This window comes from uncultured Bradyrhizobium sp., assembly GCF_964252615.1.
In the GTDB taxonomy this organism is placed as follows: domain Bacteria; phylum Pseudomonadota; class Alphaproteobacteria; order Rhizobiales; family Xanthobacteraceae; genus Bradyrhizobium.
In genome coordinates this window covers 57,417-71,434 of record NZ_CAXUNQ010000012.1, presented here as the reverse complement: position 1 = coordinate 71,434, position 14,018 = coordinate 57,417, and the positions used below count along the sequence as shown (strand labels likewise).

At 59.4% G+C, this 14,018-nt stretch carries 14 protein-coding genes; 3 read left to right on the top strand and 11 right to left on the bottom strand.

Translation table 11 applies throughout. The features are described from left to right. Nucleotides 1-31: 31 nt before the first annotated feature. Complete coding sequence (locus ACFE72_RS09520) at nt 32-1,555, bottom strand: acyl CoA:acetate/3-ketoacid CoA transferase (protein ID WP_375412836.1); 1,524 nt, start codon at nt 1,553-1,555, stop codon at nt 32-34. Between the two features lie 27 nt (nt 1,556-1,582). Next, nucleotides 1,583-2,047, bottom strand: coding sequence for a cupin domain-containing protein (locus ACFE72_RS09515; protein WP_375412835.1), 465 nt, complete (start codon nt 2,045-2,047; stop codon nt 1,583-1,585). A gap of 272 nt (nt 2,048-2,319) precedes the next feature. Between ACFE72_RS09515 and ACFE72_RS09510 the strand changes: the two genes are divergently transcribed. Further along, on the top strand, nt 2,320-3,207 hold the full coding sequence (locus ACFE72_RS09510) for a LysR family transcriptional regulator (RefSeq protein WP_375412834.1): 888 nt from the start codon (nt 2,320-2,322) through the stop codon (nt 3,205-3,207). A 109-nt stretch (nt 3,208-3,316) separates the two neighbouring features. On the opposite strand, the gene ACFE72_RS09505 is transcribed toward ACFE72_RS09510, so the two are convergent. Continuing rightward, nucleotides 3,317-3,625 (bottom strand): hypothetical protein, encoded by a 309-nt coding sequence (locus ACFE72_RS09505; protein WP_375412833.1) that lies wholly within the window; start codon nt 3,623-3,625, stop codon nt 3,317-3,319. Between the two features lie 107 nt (nt 3,626-3,732). Between ACFE72_RS09505 and ACFE72_RS09500 the strand changes: the two genes are divergently transcribed. Continuing rightward, nucleotides 3,733-4,590: a LysR substrate-binding domain-containing protein gene (locus ACFE72_RS09500; protein WP_375412832.1), complete on the top strand. Its 858-nt coding sequence runs from the start codon at nt 3,733-3,735 to the stop codon at nt 4,588-4,590. A 239-nt stretch (nt 4,591-4,829) separates the two neighbouring features. On the opposite strand, the gene ACFE72_RS09495 is transcribed toward ACFE72_RS09500, so the two are convergent. The 7 genes from ACFE72_RS09495 to ACFE72_RS09465 all read right to left on the bottom strand — a co-directional run bounded on the left by ACFE72_RS09495 (nt 4,830) and on the right by ACFE72_RS09465 (nt 11,323). Beyond that, complete coding sequence (locus tag ACFE72_RS09495; RefSeq protein WP_375412831.1) at nt 4,830-5,387, bottom strand: isochorismatase family protein; 558 nt, start codon at nt 5,385-5,387, stop codon at nt 4,830-4,832. 77 nt (nt 5,388-5,464) lie between these two features. Continuing rightward, entirely contained in the window at nt 5,465-5,941 is a 477-nt protein-coding gene (locus ACFE72_RS09490) for an acyl-CoA thioesterase (protein WP_375412830.1), read from the bottom strand. Between the two features lie 32 nt (nt 5,942-5,973). After that, entirely contained in the window at nt 5,974-7,269 is a 1,296-nt protein-coding gene (locus ACFE72_RS09485) for an APC family permease (RefSeq protein ID WP_375412829.1), read from the bottom strand. Nucleotides 7,270-7,318: 49 nt separating this feature from the next. Next, a complete protein-coding gene (locus tag ACFE72_RS09480) occupies nt 7,319-7,627 on the bottom strand; it encodes a cupin domain-containing protein (protein ID WP_375412828.1) in 309 nt (102 codons plus the stop codon). Then, the gene (locus tag ACFE72_RS09475) at nt 7,624-8,409 is read right to left on the bottom strand and encodes a YqcI/YcgG family protein (protein WP_375412827.1); all 786 of its coding nucleotides are present in this window, start codon (nt 8,407-8,409) and stop codon (nt 7,624-7,626) included. The genes ACFE72_RS09480 and ACFE72_RS09475 overlap by 4 nt, the downstream gene beginning before the upstream one ends. Then, nucleotides 8,406-10,103 carry a thiamine pyrophosphate-binding protein gene (locus ACFE72_RS09470; protein WP_375412826.1) on the bottom strand — a complete coding sequence of 566 codons (1,698 nt, stop codon included), beginning with the start codon at nt 10,101-10,103 and terminating at the stop codon, nt 8,406-8,408. Before ACFE72_RS09470 ends, ACFE72_RS09475 begins: the two co-directional genes overlap by 4 nt. A gap of 11 nt (nt 10,104-10,114) precedes the next feature. After that, nucleotides 10,115-11,323, bottom strand: coding sequence for an aldehyde dehydrogenase family protein (locus tag ACFE72_RS09465; protein ID WP_375412825.1), 1,209 nt, complete (start codon nt 11,321-11,323; stop codon nt 10,115-10,117). A 166-nt stretch (nt 11,324-11,489) separates the two neighbouring features. On the opposite strand from ACFE72_RS09465, the gene ACFE72_RS09460 reads away from it, so the two are divergent. Next, nucleotides 11,490-12,440 carry a GlxA family transcriptional regulator gene (locus ACFE72_RS09460; RefSeq protein ID WP_375412824.1) on the top strand — a complete coding sequence of 317 codons (951 nt, stop codon included), beginning with the start codon at nt 11,490-11,492 and terminating at the stop codon, nt 12,438-12,440. 119 nt (nt 12,441-12,559) lie between these two features. Here ACFE72_RS09460 and glnA read toward each other — a convergent pair whose 3' ends face one another. After that, entirely contained in the window at nt 12,560-13,969 is a 1,410-nt protein-coding gene (glnA, locus tag ACFE72_RS09455) for a type I glutamate--ammonia ligase (protein WP_375412823.1), read from the bottom strand. Nucleotides 13,970-14,018 lie beyond the last annotated feature (49 nt).

Below are 14,018 nucleotides of genomic sequence, written 5' to 3'. Positions count from 1 at the left end.
TCGAAAATATAATGGCCGGTTATGCATAAAATCAGCGCTGTGAAAAAATCGACGCGCTCATTTGTTTGACATCGCTGTTCACGACGATCGTGGACTCGATGTTTGCGATGATGTCCTTGTCGATATTGATCCCCGGCGCGACCTCTATCAATCTCAGACAGTTGCGGTCCAGTTCGAAAACGGCGCGCTCGGTTATATAAAGGGCGGGCTGACCGTAACTGCAGGCGATCTGTCCGCTGAACGAGACTTTGCCGAGCGTATGAAGAAACTTGCGGACACGTCCTTCCGCTTCGATATGCAATTCTCCGTCTCGAACTTCGACCCGGAGACCGTTCGCCGTCAGCGTGCCGCAAAATACGACTCGCTTCGCGGCGCTGGAGATATTTGCAAAGCCTCCCACTCCCGGCGTCCTGCCTGGAAAATGGCTTACATTCACACTTCCATAGCTGTCGACTTGCGCAAATCCAAGGAATGCGACGTCTATGCCTCCCCCGTCGTAAAAGTCGAACATGGAGGACTGCTCGATTACGGCTTGGGGATGAACGGCAGCACCGAAAGACATGCCGGTTGCGGGCACCCCTCCGAATTGTCCTGACTCGATCGTGAGATTGTAGTTGGTGTATCCCTCGGCGCGCGCGACCTGTCCGATTTCAGCAGGAATTCCGATTCCCACGTTGATCAGAGCGCCGGGGTATTTGCGTAATTCTTCCAACGCGCGCTTGGCTATTATTTCGCGGGCCGGGCTTATCTGGCGCGCCGATGGCGCCGCCTTGCCGGGCGATACGTAAGCGGGATTGAAAGCCTCGGCGTATGTCTGATGATGATGCTCGATGTTGGCGAGTACGACGTAGTCAATCAGGCACCCCGGCACCCTCACTTGTTTGGGATTGAGGGTGCCTGCGGGAACGATCTTCTGCACCTGGGCGATAACACAACCTCCGGCATTTCGAGCGGCCTGCGCCTGCGCAAGTCCGTCCTGCAGGGAGATTTCGTTCTCCATCGAAAGGTTGCCGTCTTCGTCGCATTCGGTGCCGCGGATAATCGCGCAGTCGACGCGCAAGGTCGGAAAAAACAGATAGGTGGACTTGTCGATCTCCACGCGCTTGATGAGACTGTCACCCGACCTCTCGTTAAGCCTTCCGCCTTGTTGTTGCGGATCGATGAAAGTGCCGAGTCCGACACGCGACAGGATCCCGGGCAGTCCCGCCGCGCATGCCCGGAACAGCTGGCTTACCACGCCCTGCGGCCAATTATGCCCTTCGATCTCGCCGTCCGTCGCCAACGCGCCGAGCTTCGGTACAAACCCCCAGTAGCCGCCGATGGCACGGCGCACCAGTTCCGGGTGAGCGAGATGATCCAGCCCGCGCCCCATTCGATCGCCGGATCCCGCGGCAAAAAACAGCGTAAGGTTCCGGGGCTGACCGTGGGTTTTGAAACGCCGCCCGATGGCCTCGGTTATGGCTTCCGGGTGTCCGCAGCAACCAAATCCCCCGGGGACCACCACCCAGTCGTTCTTGATGAGTAGTGCAGCCTCATCGGCCGAGACGACCTGCATCGATACAACCTCTTTAGTTGGCAAAGATCAGCGGCAAACGCACATCGGCCCGCACCCCTCGATTTCAGGGACGGACGAAGGCGTCGGCGTCTGATCGAAAGGCTGCACCGGCTGCTCCCATACGACGATAAATGTGCAGCCTGTCTCCGACGACAGAGCGTGGCTCGAGCCGGGAGGGCATATTTCAAGCGTTCCAGCACCGTGCCGCCCGGCGTCATTGATCAACTCGCCGTCGAGAACGAAAATGAGTTCATAGCCGGGATGGAGGTGTTTCTTCACGACCGCACCGGGCCTGTATCTGACAAGCGCCGCCGCCGGCCCGGAGTTTCCGGTATCGCTGTTATCGTAGAGCCGATGGATCTCGACGCCTTCACGTCCTGGTTGCTTATAGCTCTCCCAGGGTAAATCGTTTAAAGTGGAGGGATTTCCGATTATATCCTTGATAATCTGAGCACCGCGCATGGTCATCTGCCTTCGCTGTCTTGCGGCCATGCAACCGATTCTCCATCGGGAGTAATGCTGTGCCGCGGGAATGAACATCCAGGACCTGCGTAACTTGACTTGCGTACGCCGGCGTCCGATCGCTTGAGGGTTGCGAGCCCAAGCGCGGGGATAAGATTATTCTCAACGTCGCGAACTCAAAGAAAATAAATTTTATATTTGGCATGCGAGTTCCTTATACGGCGAACGTCGATATTACCACTTCTAGTTGTTAGATAGTCGTGTTAGATTGGCTATCTGGCCTCTTTCGCGGGGAGCTTTTCATGGTGAGGCGCATTAACTTTGATACCCAGCTTCTTCGCAGCCTCGTCTCCATCATAGACACCGGCAGTTTTGTTGCTGCCTCCGAGAAACTGCACATGACTCAACCGGCCATGAGTCAGCAGATGCGGAAACTGGAAGACCTCGTCGGACAACCGCTGTTTCGAAAGGACGGCCGGAAACTCGCGGCGACATCCGCGGGCGAGCGGCTCGCAAAATATGCTCGTCGAATCATCGAATTGAATGATCAAATCCCTGACGAGTTCGGTATAGGCCGTACCTCGGAAATCGTGCACATCGGTATGCCGGAGCATTTTTCTGAATCGCTGCTCCCGATTTTAATCGGACGGGTGCATGCGGATTTCCCCGACGTCCAGATGGTGGTCAAGGTCGGCCGAAGCCGGGTGCTGGCGGAGTGGTTGAGCGAAGGTCGCCTGCAACTGGCGTTGCTTATCGGAGAGCCGCGATTGAAGGAGGAGGTCGCGTCGCAATTGGTGCCGTTTCGATGGCTACGCGGCAGCAATTTCACTTTTCAGGAAAAGACCGCCCTTGTGCCGCTGGTATTATTCCAGTCTCCCTGCGACTTCCGCAACATCGCAACACGAACGCTGGACGAAGCCGGCATACCTTGGAAATGCACGCATGAAGGCGAAGACCTTCAGACCTTGCGTGCCGCCTTGAAAGCCAGGATAGGGATTACGGCGCTGCCAACCCTTCAGGATTATAAAGATCTCGATATCTGCGACGGAGTGCTGCCGAATTTGCCCGAGCTTTCTGTAGGACTGCGGAAGCACTCCAACTGGAACTCCAAGAACGCGGCGGGAATAACCGGACTTGTGGAAGATATCTGGAAGCGCTTCCCGCGGCCTGAAGGTTCACATTATTCCTGACGCGGTGCTCTGTTGGCCGGGTACGGAAGAGGGTCGACGCGATGCGGTTGCGTGCAAGCCTCAATCGGCGTCGTCGTAGCGGCGCATTCCGCGCGTCCTGCGGCCCTTGTCACTCCGGCGCGTGGTCCTCGCGGGATGCATATTTCATCGGCGCTGCGTCGTCGAACGGGTTGAAGTCCAGTGCTGCCGGTGCTGCAAGATTGCGAAACTCCGGAGTTCGTCCAAGCTGGAACTGCCACGTTTTGATCGTGGCCCAGGCTTTGACAAAGCCGGGGTCGGACCGGTCGCCCGACGCCGGCGCGACGTCGGATCGAGAAGGCTCGCGGTTTCCAGGCACTGTTGGCGACAACGATGCGGCTGCCAGCGCCGCGATTGCCGCGATGAATAATACCGCTGGAGCCGGTTTGGCTATTCTCATGGCAAGGGTCCTTCCGGTTTGGCTGGGCGTTCTTTGAGGAAATTGACATCGCTAATCATTTTCGAAAATGGAATTGTTCTGGAGTTCTATTTGAGATAAACTGAAGTATGGAACTTATTGACCCGGAACTGCTGCGGACGTTTCTCGCTTTTGCCGAAGCCGGATCTCTTGTCCGCGCCGCTGCCACGGTCGGGAGGTCGCCGTCGGCGATAACGCTGCAGATGCACCGTCTGGAGGAGATCATAGGCGAACCATTGCTCGCGGTTGCGGGACGTGGCCGAGTGCTGACCCCGGCGGGGGAAGAGTTGATCGGGCACGCCCGGCGCATTCTTGCAGCTCATCGCGATGCTTGGCTCAGGATGAAGGGGGCCCGTTCGGGCGGACGGACACGCCTTGGTTGTACCCAGGATTTTGCCGATAGTTCGCTGCCTGAACTGCTTCGGGCGTTCGCCGAATCTCATGCGCGGGTTCGCATCGATCTTAGAATTGGCCGTTCGGACGATCTCTCGGCTGCCTACGATCAGGGCGACATTGACATCCTGCTTGCGATGCGGCTCGGCCCTCGGCCTGACGAAGTGAAGGTGCTGCGCGAACCGATGATATGGTTGGCGGCAGAGACGGGACTGGCGGGAATGGATGATGTCGTTCCGCTTGCGCTTCTCGATCCACCGTGCGGATTTAGATCAGCCGCAATCGCTGCCCTTGACACCGCGCGCCGCGGCTATCGAATTGCCGCGACAAGCCCGAGCTTGGCAGGGTTGAAGGCCGCCGTGCGTAGCGGACTTGCCGTGACGCCCCGCACGGTTCGGATGCTTGAACGCGGCATTGGTTTGGCGGCAAGCCATCTGTCGCTGCCTGATCTTCCGGAGGCCGAATATACGCTGCGCATCCGACGCGATGCGGAACGCCAGTCTTCATATCTGGCAACGCTTCTGGCGGAGGGACTGAGCGTCCAGATCGGTTGACGTCGTGCAACGCCGGCCCACCGATATCGCGAGGCCGCAGCCGTCGCTGTCTACTTCTTGCCGTCGAGCCGCGCCGCCTCGGCCTCACGCCGGACCGGGCTTCGCAGCCCGGCACCAGGCGCCTGTAGGGTTGGTCGACGGATTGGCTTGAAGGTGGCATTCTTGCCGTAGATGCGCGGCTGATGGATGCAGAATTTGCAGATCTGCATCTGGCGGCGGTCGCGTCAGGCTCGCGTCCGCTATGCGGCTTCCCGCCCGCCGAGCGCCTCTTTGACCGTAGCGATGCGCGCGAAACGCCGACTGAGCACGAGTTCGCTGTGTGCCTTGATTTCCAGGGCACTCCAGGTGCGGCCGCGCGCATCGGTCATTGCAAAGGTGAGCGTCGCCTCGGTGACGAAATCGACCGCGTAACCGCTGTCCGACGCGTGCCGGGTTGTGGTTTCGCAGCATTGCTCGGTGCGGATACCGCCAATGATGAGCCGCCGGATGCCATGCTCAACCAGCCATACGTCCAGGCCGGTCCCGACCAGCGCACTGTGCCTGCGCTTGTGGAATACGGCGTCGGGTACAATCGCGAGCGGCGACAACGGCACCACTAACCCCGACGCTATTGAAAAAACGCCGGCATCGGCAACGTGGAAGAGCTGGATGACCGGAATTCCCTTGGCCTTTGCGCCGTCATGGAGTTGCTGCGTGCGTTCGAGGAACGCCGGCACGTCCGTATCGCTCCAGAACGGACGATGCCGAAACGTTTCCTGGGCGTCGATGATGATCACCGCGGCATCGGATGTGGACATGAATGAAGCTCCCGCAAGCCTGTTTTCAACCGCATATCCTGGCGGAGCGCAACAAACGAATTTGAAGCGGACCCGTCCTAACTGACGGGCGACGCCTCGGCAATCGTCGCGCGAGCGATACCGCTGTCATCCGCGCCCTCGTATTCGAGTATTGCCTTGAGTACCGATACGGGAATCGGCCGGGCCATTGTCGAGCCGGCATCGAAATGCACATAAACCGTTCGGCCCGTGACGAGGGGAGTTTCGTCGCCCGCCCTGGTAATCTTGAAGTCCATATCAAGGCTCGAGCGCCCGGTCCGATCCACCCGGCACCAAACCGCCAGGCGGTCATCCAGTCGCGCCGGCTTTGCAAATTCGAGCGTCGTTTTCACCAAGGCGAGCTCGAACACGTCTTCCAGCGACTGTCCGCTGGCGTCGAGCTGCAGCCTCTCTCTAAAGTACTCGACCATCGCACAGTCGAAATAGGTCAGATAATGCCCATGATACACCAGCTTTTGTCCGTCGATCTCCGAGTACCGGACCCGCACTTCATGTTGAAACTTGAAGCCATTCACGATTTTCTCCCGGTGGGGTCCGTCTGTCGGTTCTATTGCTTGGGACCATGAGCCACTGAGAGCTGCACGGAGCGCTCCTTGAGGTAGAGTGCGGCAATTCCAAAACACATGAGAAATAACGGATAGAGCAGCTTGAGCCCGTAGCTTCCGGCCCAAAGCAGATACAGAACGGTAAGGAGCGCGGCGGCCAATCGCAGCCACATGTTCGTGGTCTTCCGGATGAACGATACGACGCAAAGCAAATAGAGAATGAAAAAGTTCTGCCCTGCCAGGCCGAACAAGGTGCTTAATGAAACGAATTGAACGGCATAAAGAGTCAAAACGGCGACGAATATCGCCGTCGAGGCGATCACCGCGTTCGTCGGCACCTGGTATTTCGCGCTGACAATTGAAAGACGGGAAGGCAACAGGCCGTTGCGTGCAGACGCCATCACCAGCCGGGAAAACCCCCAGGTTGCACCATTCAGGTTGGCTGCCACGATGAGTACGCCGACTATCGCGACCACCTTTGCACTGGCGCTTCCGACCAGGGCGGCCAAGATGGCGGCAACCGGCGCAGTGGCCAGATTGGGGTCGCTGCGCGACAGCATGAGCTGCGTTGCAAACGCGATAAGCACATAGAGCGTGAACACGATGGCAAAGCTGATAAAGACCGCCAACGGATAGTCCCGGGCGGGGTTCTTGTATTCCTCGACCGTCGAAGCCACGAGTACCCATCCGGCGAATGCGAAGAATATCACATTCAACGATGGTATGGCGCCGTGCCATTGATCGGGAGCCGCAATTCCCGCGCCGGCGCTGTGGTCGCCCAAAGCGAGAGCTGAAACAGCCACAAGCGTTATGATGACCAGCAGGCTGAAAGTCAGAATCCGTTGAATGCCTCCTGACAGCCGCGCGCCGAAATAATTGGACAACCCCGCGAACATCAGAATCGCGGCTGAGGCGGCGAGTCCTGCTTCTCTGCCGCCGCCGATCAAAAACGCGAAGTAGTTGCCTCCGACGATGGATATGCCGGGAAGGCCGAGCGAAAACGTTCCGATCAAAAGCGCCTGTACGGCGACACCGGCATTCCGGCCGAACGCGGAGCGTACAATTCCGGCGACGCCTTCCGCATTCGGATGCGTGGCCCCCAAATACGCAAGGATGGCCAGTATCGGCACGATCATCAGTCCGTCTATGACCCACGCGTAGATCGCCGCATCCCCGGACTGCTGGTACGCAAGGCCGGTCAGAACAAGCAGGCCGGCGCCGATGCAGATGCCCAGAGCCAGGGCGACGGCGCCCTGAAGGGTAAGCGTCTTTGCGAGCTGGGTGGCTGGTTGCGTCATTGGAAAGCCCCTGTTTCCATCTGCTGCGGCGAATTTACGGCCGCCGGTGTCACTTCATCGCGATGATATAGACACAGCCATTTTCGCCTGCGACCGAGGAGTGCCTGGTTCCGCCGGGAAGCAGAAGCCTGTCGCCGGAATTGCAAGTGCCGGTCTTGCCATGCGACTTAAAGCTGATAGTGCCGTCGACGATCAGCAGGATCTCGTCGGTGTCGTGTTCATGCGTCGGATGTTCGAATCCGGCGGGATCGCGCCGCACCCTGACGCTGCCAACCGCTGGCAGTAGCTGCTGGACTGCCTGTTCCAGCGAAATCGCCTCGCCGCGAACGATCCGGGCTTCGCCAAGGTGTTCCATCATCGGTTTTCTCCTTCTGATCGAATTATCGGGGAGGATCGGCGGCCTCGATCGTCCTGCGTTTTCCCGAAGTGGAACGGACATCCGCCGGTGGCCGGGGTGCTGTCATCCGACAGCAAATACTGCTTCCACCGATAGATGAGCGCCTCGCCGTAATCGATCACATCGGGATGAAGCGAAGCGGTGCCATCCCATTTCTTCAGTCGAGAGCGGATCACGCGCCGCACCTTGGTTCCGGCAGCAGACTCGCTCTCGATCCCCTTGAAAATGCGCTTCGGCTGAAACAGCATGACAAAGCTGTTTCCATAGTTCCGGCTCCTGCGTTGAACATACGCCGGAGACGCCGCGAACATGAAAATGGGATCTCCGCCAAAACAGAATTCCCATAACGGATCGTCCTTGTCCGTCGGAATCTCGCGCGGCCAAGGCGCACTGTCATGCTCGTGCAGAAAGTTGAGGACCTGCCAAAATCGATTTTTGTAGTGCTCGAACGTCTTTGGCTCCGCCTCCGGTTCGAAAAATACCGTCAGATTGTGTCTGACATCCGGGTGAGAGCGGGATAGCCGCAGGAAGCAATTGAGCGTCTCCGGCAATCGTGTGAGATCGTTATTTTCCACGAAGGCGTACCTCAGCTCCCGATTCATTTCCGCCGCCATACCGAAGCTGCAGGGGAAATCGTCGTCCACAACGGTCCTGTGAAACGACCGGTATTCGTTCATCAGCCAGTCCGGCACCCGCGACGGGTCGGACAGTTCCGCTTGTTCGAATAGCCCGGAATTGCTCATTGAACCGCTCCGGTCGGGTGGGTGCCGGACTCCCCATAGAAGTCGCTGACGCCGGGCGCGACGTCGAGGGTCGCAACGGCTACATCGACGAGCACGGTTCTTCCTTCGGCGTTATGGCGATACGCGCTTCTGAGCGTATCGTCGATCGTGTCCGCAGCCGCGATCTCCAGTCGTACAATGGCGTCGTGGGACACGTGCGTTTCGGTGGAAAACCGGAACGGAGAATCGTCGGTCGCGCTGCCGCCCCATTGATATTCCAGCCAGCCGAACGCGCCGTTGTTCAGAATGATATAGGTGACCGGAAGGTTGTTGTCGGCAGCGGTCACCAGATCGGATCTGAAAATGTTGAATGCGCCGTCGCCGACGAATGCAACGACGGTCCTGTCCGGCGTTGCGGCTTTAGCGCCGATCGCCGCAGCCGCGCCGAAACCCAGACTGGTCTGTTCGCTCGGCGTGAGCGACAGTTGTCCGCGCCTGAACGAAAAATATGGATGGAAGTAGGACCACATGTCGAGCAGTCCGTTCTCCTGCACCAGGATGCCGCTGTCCGGCATTGTACGTTCAAGGCTTGCAAGAATATCGGCGACACGAACAGGCCCGGAAACCGCCTTGCCGCGGAAGAATTCATCGCGTTGCCGCAACGCCGTCCGTTTCGCGTCGCCGATGCGCCGCGCCCAATCGGAGCGAGCCATCTGCTCGCCTTTGCCCAGTCCATTCAGCCAATATCGACCCGCCGCAGCGCAATCGCCCCAGAGCCGAAGGCCCTGGTAGAGATGGGAGAAGTGATCAACGCGCAGATTGACTTGAACAACAGCCCGAGCTTGAGCGGGGGTGTTCATCAGCAGCGTAGCGGTTTCTTCCATGCGGCTTCCGAGCGCGACAATCAGGTCTGCCTGATCCCAAAGTTCGCGGAGGGCCGCCGCGGTGTAGAGGCCGGCTACGCCGCCATAAAGCGCGTGGCCCTCATCCACGGCGCCGCGTCCCGACGCGGTGACGAAGACCGCGGCTCCCAGACGCTCGGCCAGTTTCTCGATGGTGCGATCCCCGCCTGGATTGCCGGGTGCGCCGCCACCGGCCAGCAGCAACGGTTGGCTGGCGCGGGTCATCATCTCCAGCGCGGCATCCAACTCCGCCGGCGATGGCATCGTTCTCAATACTGACGGCCGGGCAAACCCCAGCGGCGGCGGCGATACCGCTTCGCGCAAATCCTCGGGGATCTCGATGTAAACCGGGCCGGGGCAATCATTGATGGCTAGAAAGACTGCCTTTTCGAGCGCCCAGGCCAGCCGCTGGATGCTTTCGACGCGGTACGCCCATTTAACGACCGGCTTGACCAGTGCGATTTGATCGGCCTCTTGAAATGCATGAATACCGACGTTGTCGCGCCCCGTTCCGACGCCGATCAGCAGAACCGGCGCAGCAAGAGAAGCGGCTTCGAGCAACCCGGTGATCGTATTGGTCAGGGCGGGGCCTTTTCCGGCCGCGCAAACGCCCAGCCGTTTGCCGATGACGCCATAACCCGCCGCCATGAACACCGCGTTGCGCTGGTCCTTGGTGATGATCATGCGCACGGCGTGATGACGCAGCGCTCGCAGCAACCCCAGATCGTCGCTGGGAATACCGAACACAACCTCGGTCCCGATATGTTTCAGGTAGCGAGCGATGAGATCCCAGGCGGGCTGCCGCATTTGCATGGCGTCATCCGTCACATCAGATCAGAAACGACTTGGGAGATCAGCAACGGCGCGATCTTCATTCGGCCCTGATACTGCGCATAGTTGGCCATCGGTCCGTATCCGCCGAACGGAGAATTTCCGTCCTCGATATCGAACAGGGTCGCATCGACAGAAACTGAATGATGGGTACGCAGGTAGTCCGCCAGCGATCTGTTGCCATACACGCTGGCGCCCATGGCCCGATCTTTGTAGAAGTCCTTGGCCAGCTCGCCGATCAGGGCGTCGTTCGTGTCGTAACGTATGACATTGAACACCGGACCGAAAAATTCCACGATCTCGGGTTTCTGTTTCAATGAGCCGTACAGCACCGTCGGCTCGATCTTCTTGCGCGAATAGTCCACTATACCGCCCGTGTAGATGAACTGGGCATTGGACATGAAGTACTTCGACAACGACTCCAGAGTCGATGGATAGTAGATCGGGCAGTAATCGGCCTCCGGATCCTTGCACGAGCCGAATACCAGATCTTTCAACCGGGCGCTGAGCAGACCGAGAAATCGTTCCGCCACCGATCGGTGTACAAAGACCGCATCCGGCCCCATGCAATCCTGACCGGAATTAAACATCCGAACCGCCACGAGATCGCGCACGGCTGAGTCGATGTCGGCGGACTCGCTGACGATGAAGGGGTTCACGCCCTGGCCGAAGAAAACGTAGAGTTGATCTTTGCGCAGCTGCAGCTTTATTTTTTCGGCGTTGGCATAGGTGCCGGTAAACACCACAATGTTCGCCGGCCGGACCGAATCTTCCATGAACGTGCGCTGACTTACGCAACGGATATGCAGCGGCAACCCGTGTACCGGACCCAGCATGGCATGCAGCCTTGCCGTTTGCTCGATCACATAGGATGAGGGCCTGAAATCGATTCGCCTTACGAACAGCGATGGGATGACCAAATACAGGACATAGGAATACAACACGATATTCGACGGCATGAAGACCGACATTTGCCCCACGGTCCTGGGCTGCCGCGCGTCTATTTCCAGTACGGCTCCCTCCAGCGCCTTGATCGATGCCGCAAGTTCGGCGTCGGCGGCAGAGTAAGACGCCACGTCGGTCAGTATTTCGAGCACGTCCTGCCTGCGGCCTCGAAGGAATTCGAGCAAACGCTCGACGGAGGCGGCGCGCGCCAAATGCGGCTCGTGATTGTTCCGGACGGCCGCAACGGAGATATTCATTCGCGATTTCTCCCCCCTTAACGCTTTTATTTTACAAACCTGCGCGCGCCCGGGCTTTACGCTACTCCAAGTCGTTGCGGTCGTTTATCTCCCGTTGACGTAGCGCACATAGCATGATGCTCTTCCATCTTGGAGGCCATAATTCCCTCCTTTCTGGACTCGCCGCATGCGCAATCACGTTATCGGGGTTTTGATTTTTCCGAAGTTCCAGCTGTTGGATGCGGCCGGGCCCGCCTCGGTCTTCGAAGTGTCTCGCCAGTTCTCCGGTCGTCAGGTCGCGATCAAGCCGCTGGCGCTGGTGGGAGGGCTCGTCCGTAGTTCCTGCGGTGTGGAAATGTATGCGCGCGATATCAAACGCGCCGGAGCACTGGATACCCTGATCGTGGTCGGGGGCGCCGGAACCGACGAGGCCTTGTGCTGTGATCCGATCATCGCTTTCGTAAAATCCGCGGCGCGCCGCGCCCGCCGGGTCGCCAGCGTCTGCTCCGGCGCCTACGTGCTTGCACAGGCTGGACTGCTGGATGGTCGCCGTGCGACGACTCACTGGTCGCGGTCGAACGATTTTCGCGCGGCCTATCCGCTGGTGCGGCTGCAGCCGGATCGCATTTTCGTCAAGGATGACAATGTCTGGACGTCTGCCGGCATTACTGCCGGCATCGATCTGGCGCTCGCGATGGTCGCGGAGGATTGCGGGGAGGCCGTCGCCAAGCAGACCGCGCGGCATCTCATCGTCTACCACAACCGCTCGGGCGGCCAGTCGCAATTCTCGACCTTGCTTGAGCTGAAATCACCGACCGGCCGCTTCGGGCCGATGCTGGCGTGGGTGCGAGAACATCTCGACGAGCGGCTTACCGTGGAGCGAATGGCCGACCATGTCCATATGAGTGCGCGGCACTTCACGCGAACCTTCAACGCCGAGACCGGAATGAGTCCGGCCAAAGCGGTCGAGAGGCTGCGTATCGAGGTTGCAAAGGCGCGGTTGGAGAGCAACAGCGACTCGATCGAGAGCGTCGCCCGCTCAACGGGCTTTGGCGATCCGGAGCGAATGCGCCGCGCTTTCATCCGCGCCTTTGGCCAACCACCGCAATCGTTGCGGCGCTCCACGCGAAATCGGTGATGGACAGGAACGGGACTCAGAGAGGCAAATAAAAAGGCGCCCCTGATCGGAGCGCCTTTCGCATCTCGTGCCGTGCCGTGCCGTGCCGCGCGCGGGCAAAGCCCGCGCGCAAAAAAACCTCACTGCGAATAATACATGTCGAATTCGACCGGATGCGGGGTCATCTCGAAGCGCTCGACTTCGGTCATCTTCAGTTCGATATAGCTGTCGATGAAATCGTCGTCGAACACGCCGCCGTTCTTGAGGAAGCCGCGGTCCTTGTCGAGATTTTCCAGTGCTTCGCGCAAAGACCCGCACACCGTCGGGATCGACTTCAACTCTTCCTTTGGCAGGTCGTAGAGGTCCTTGTCCATCGCGGGCCCCGGATCGAGCTTGTTCTTGATGCCGTCGAGGCCGGCCATCAGCATCGCGGCGAAGCCGAGATAGGGATTGGCCATCGGGTCGGGGAAGCGGACCTCGACGCGCTTGGCCTTCGGGCTCGCGGTGTAGGGAATGCGGCAGGAGGCCGAGCGGTTGCGCGCGGAGTAGGCGAGCAGCACCGGGGCTTCGTAGCCGGGGACGAGGCGCTTGTAGGAGTTGGTCGAGGGATTGGTGAAGGCGTTGATGGCTTTCGCGTGCTTGATGATGCCGGCGATGTAGGACAGGCAGGTTTCCGACAGGTCGGCATATTTGTTGCCGGCGAATACCGGCTTGCCGTCCTTCCAGATCGACTGGTGCACGTGCATGCCCGAGCCGTTGTCGCCGTAGACGGGCTTGGGCATGAAGGTCGCGGTCTTGCCGTAGATGTGGGCGACCTGGTGGATGCAGTATTTGTAGATCTGCATCTGGTCGGCCATCAGCGTCAGGGTGTCGAACTTCATGCCGAGCTCGTGCTGGGCGGACGCCACCTCGTGGTGATGCTTTTCGACCTTGACGCCCATCCGCGCCATGGCGCCGAGCATTTCCGAGCGCATGTCCTGCACCGAGTCCTGCGGCGGAACCGGGAAATAGCCGGCCTTGGTGCGGATGCGGTGGCCGAGGTTGCCGCCTTCATATTCGGTATCGGAGTTGATCGGCAGCTCCGAGGAGTCCAGCTTGAATCCGGTGTTATAGGGCGTGGTCTGGTAGCGGACGTCGTCGAACACGAAGAACTCGGCCTCGGGGCCGACGAACACGGTGTCGCCGACGCCCATGGACTTCACCATCGCCTCGGCCTTCTTGGCCATGCCGCGCGGGTCGCGGTTGTAGGGCTCGCCGGTGGTCGGCTCCAGCACGTCGCAGGTGATGACCATCGTGGTCTCGGCGAAGAACGGGTCGATGGTCGCGGTGACGGGATCGGGCATCAGGCACATGTCGGATTCGTTGATCGCCTTCCAGCCGGCGATCGAGGAGCCGTCGAACATGGTGCCCTCGGCGAACAGGTCTTCGTCGACCATCGAGATATCGAAGGTGACGTGCTGCCACTTGCCGCGCGGATCGGTGAAACGCAGGTCGACGTATTTCACGTCGTTGTCCTTGATGAATTTCAGGACGTCTTTGCCGGTCTTCATGAATACCCCTTATGGCTGCGGGTCGGTGTCAGGATTTTTTCAGGACAGT

Excerpts from the sequence above, each read along its gene's own strand:
- ACFE72_RS09495 (WP_375412831.1), bottom strand. The coding sequence starts at position 5,387 with ATGTCCACATCCGATGCCGCGGTGATCATCATCGACGCCCAGGAAACG.
- ACFE72_RS09520 (WP_375412836.1), bottom strand. The coding sequence starts at position 1,555 with ATGCAGGTCGTCTCGGCCGATGAGGCTGCACTACTCATCAAGAACGAC.
- glnA (WP_375412823.1), bottom strand. The coding sequence starts at position 13,969 with ATGAAGACCGGCAAAGACGTCCTGAAATTCATCAAGGACAACGACGTG.
- ACFE72_RS09515 (WP_375412835.1), bottom strand. The coding sequence starts at position 2,047 with ATGGCCGCAAGACAGCGAAGGCAGATGACCATGCGCGGTGCTCAGATT.
- ACFE72_RS09500 (WP_375412832.1), top strand. The coding sequence starts at position 3,733 with ATGGAACTTATTGACCCGGAACTGCTGCGGACGTTTCTCGCTTTTGCC.
- ACFE72_RS09475 (WP_375412827.1), bottom strand. The coding sequence starts at position 8,409 with ATGAGCAATTCCGGGCTATTCGAACAAGCGGAACTGTCCGACCCGTCG.
- ACFE72_RS09510 (WP_375412834.1), top strand. The coding sequence starts at position 2,320 with ATGGTGAGGCGCATTAACTTTGATACCCAGCTTCTTCGCAGCCTCGTC.
- ACFE72_RS09460 (WP_375412824.1), top strand. The coding sequence starts at position 11,490 with ATGCGCAATCACGTTATCGGGGTTTTGATTTTTCCGAAGTTCCAGCTG.
- ACFE72_RS09470 (WP_375412826.1), bottom strand. The coding sequence starts at position 10,103 with ATGCAAATGCGGCAGCCCGCCTGGGATCTCATCGCTCGCTACCTGAAA.
- ACFE72_RS09465 (WP_375412825.1), bottom strand. The coding sequence starts at position 11,323 with ATGAATATCTCCGTTGCGGCCGTCCGGAACAATCACGAGCCGCATTTG.
- ACFE72_RS09480 (WP_375412828.1), bottom strand. The coding sequence starts at position 7,627 with ATGATGGAACACCTTGGCGAAGCCCGGATCGTTCGCGGCGAGGCGATT.
- ACFE72_RS09505 (WP_375412833.1), bottom strand. The coding sequence starts at position 3,625 with ATGAGAATAGCCAAACCGGCTCCAGCGGTATTATTCATCGCGGCAATC.
- ACFE72_RS09485 (WP_375412829.1), bottom strand. The coding sequence starts at position 7,269 with ATGACGCAACCAGCCACCCAGCTCGCAAAGACGCTTACCCTTCAGGGC.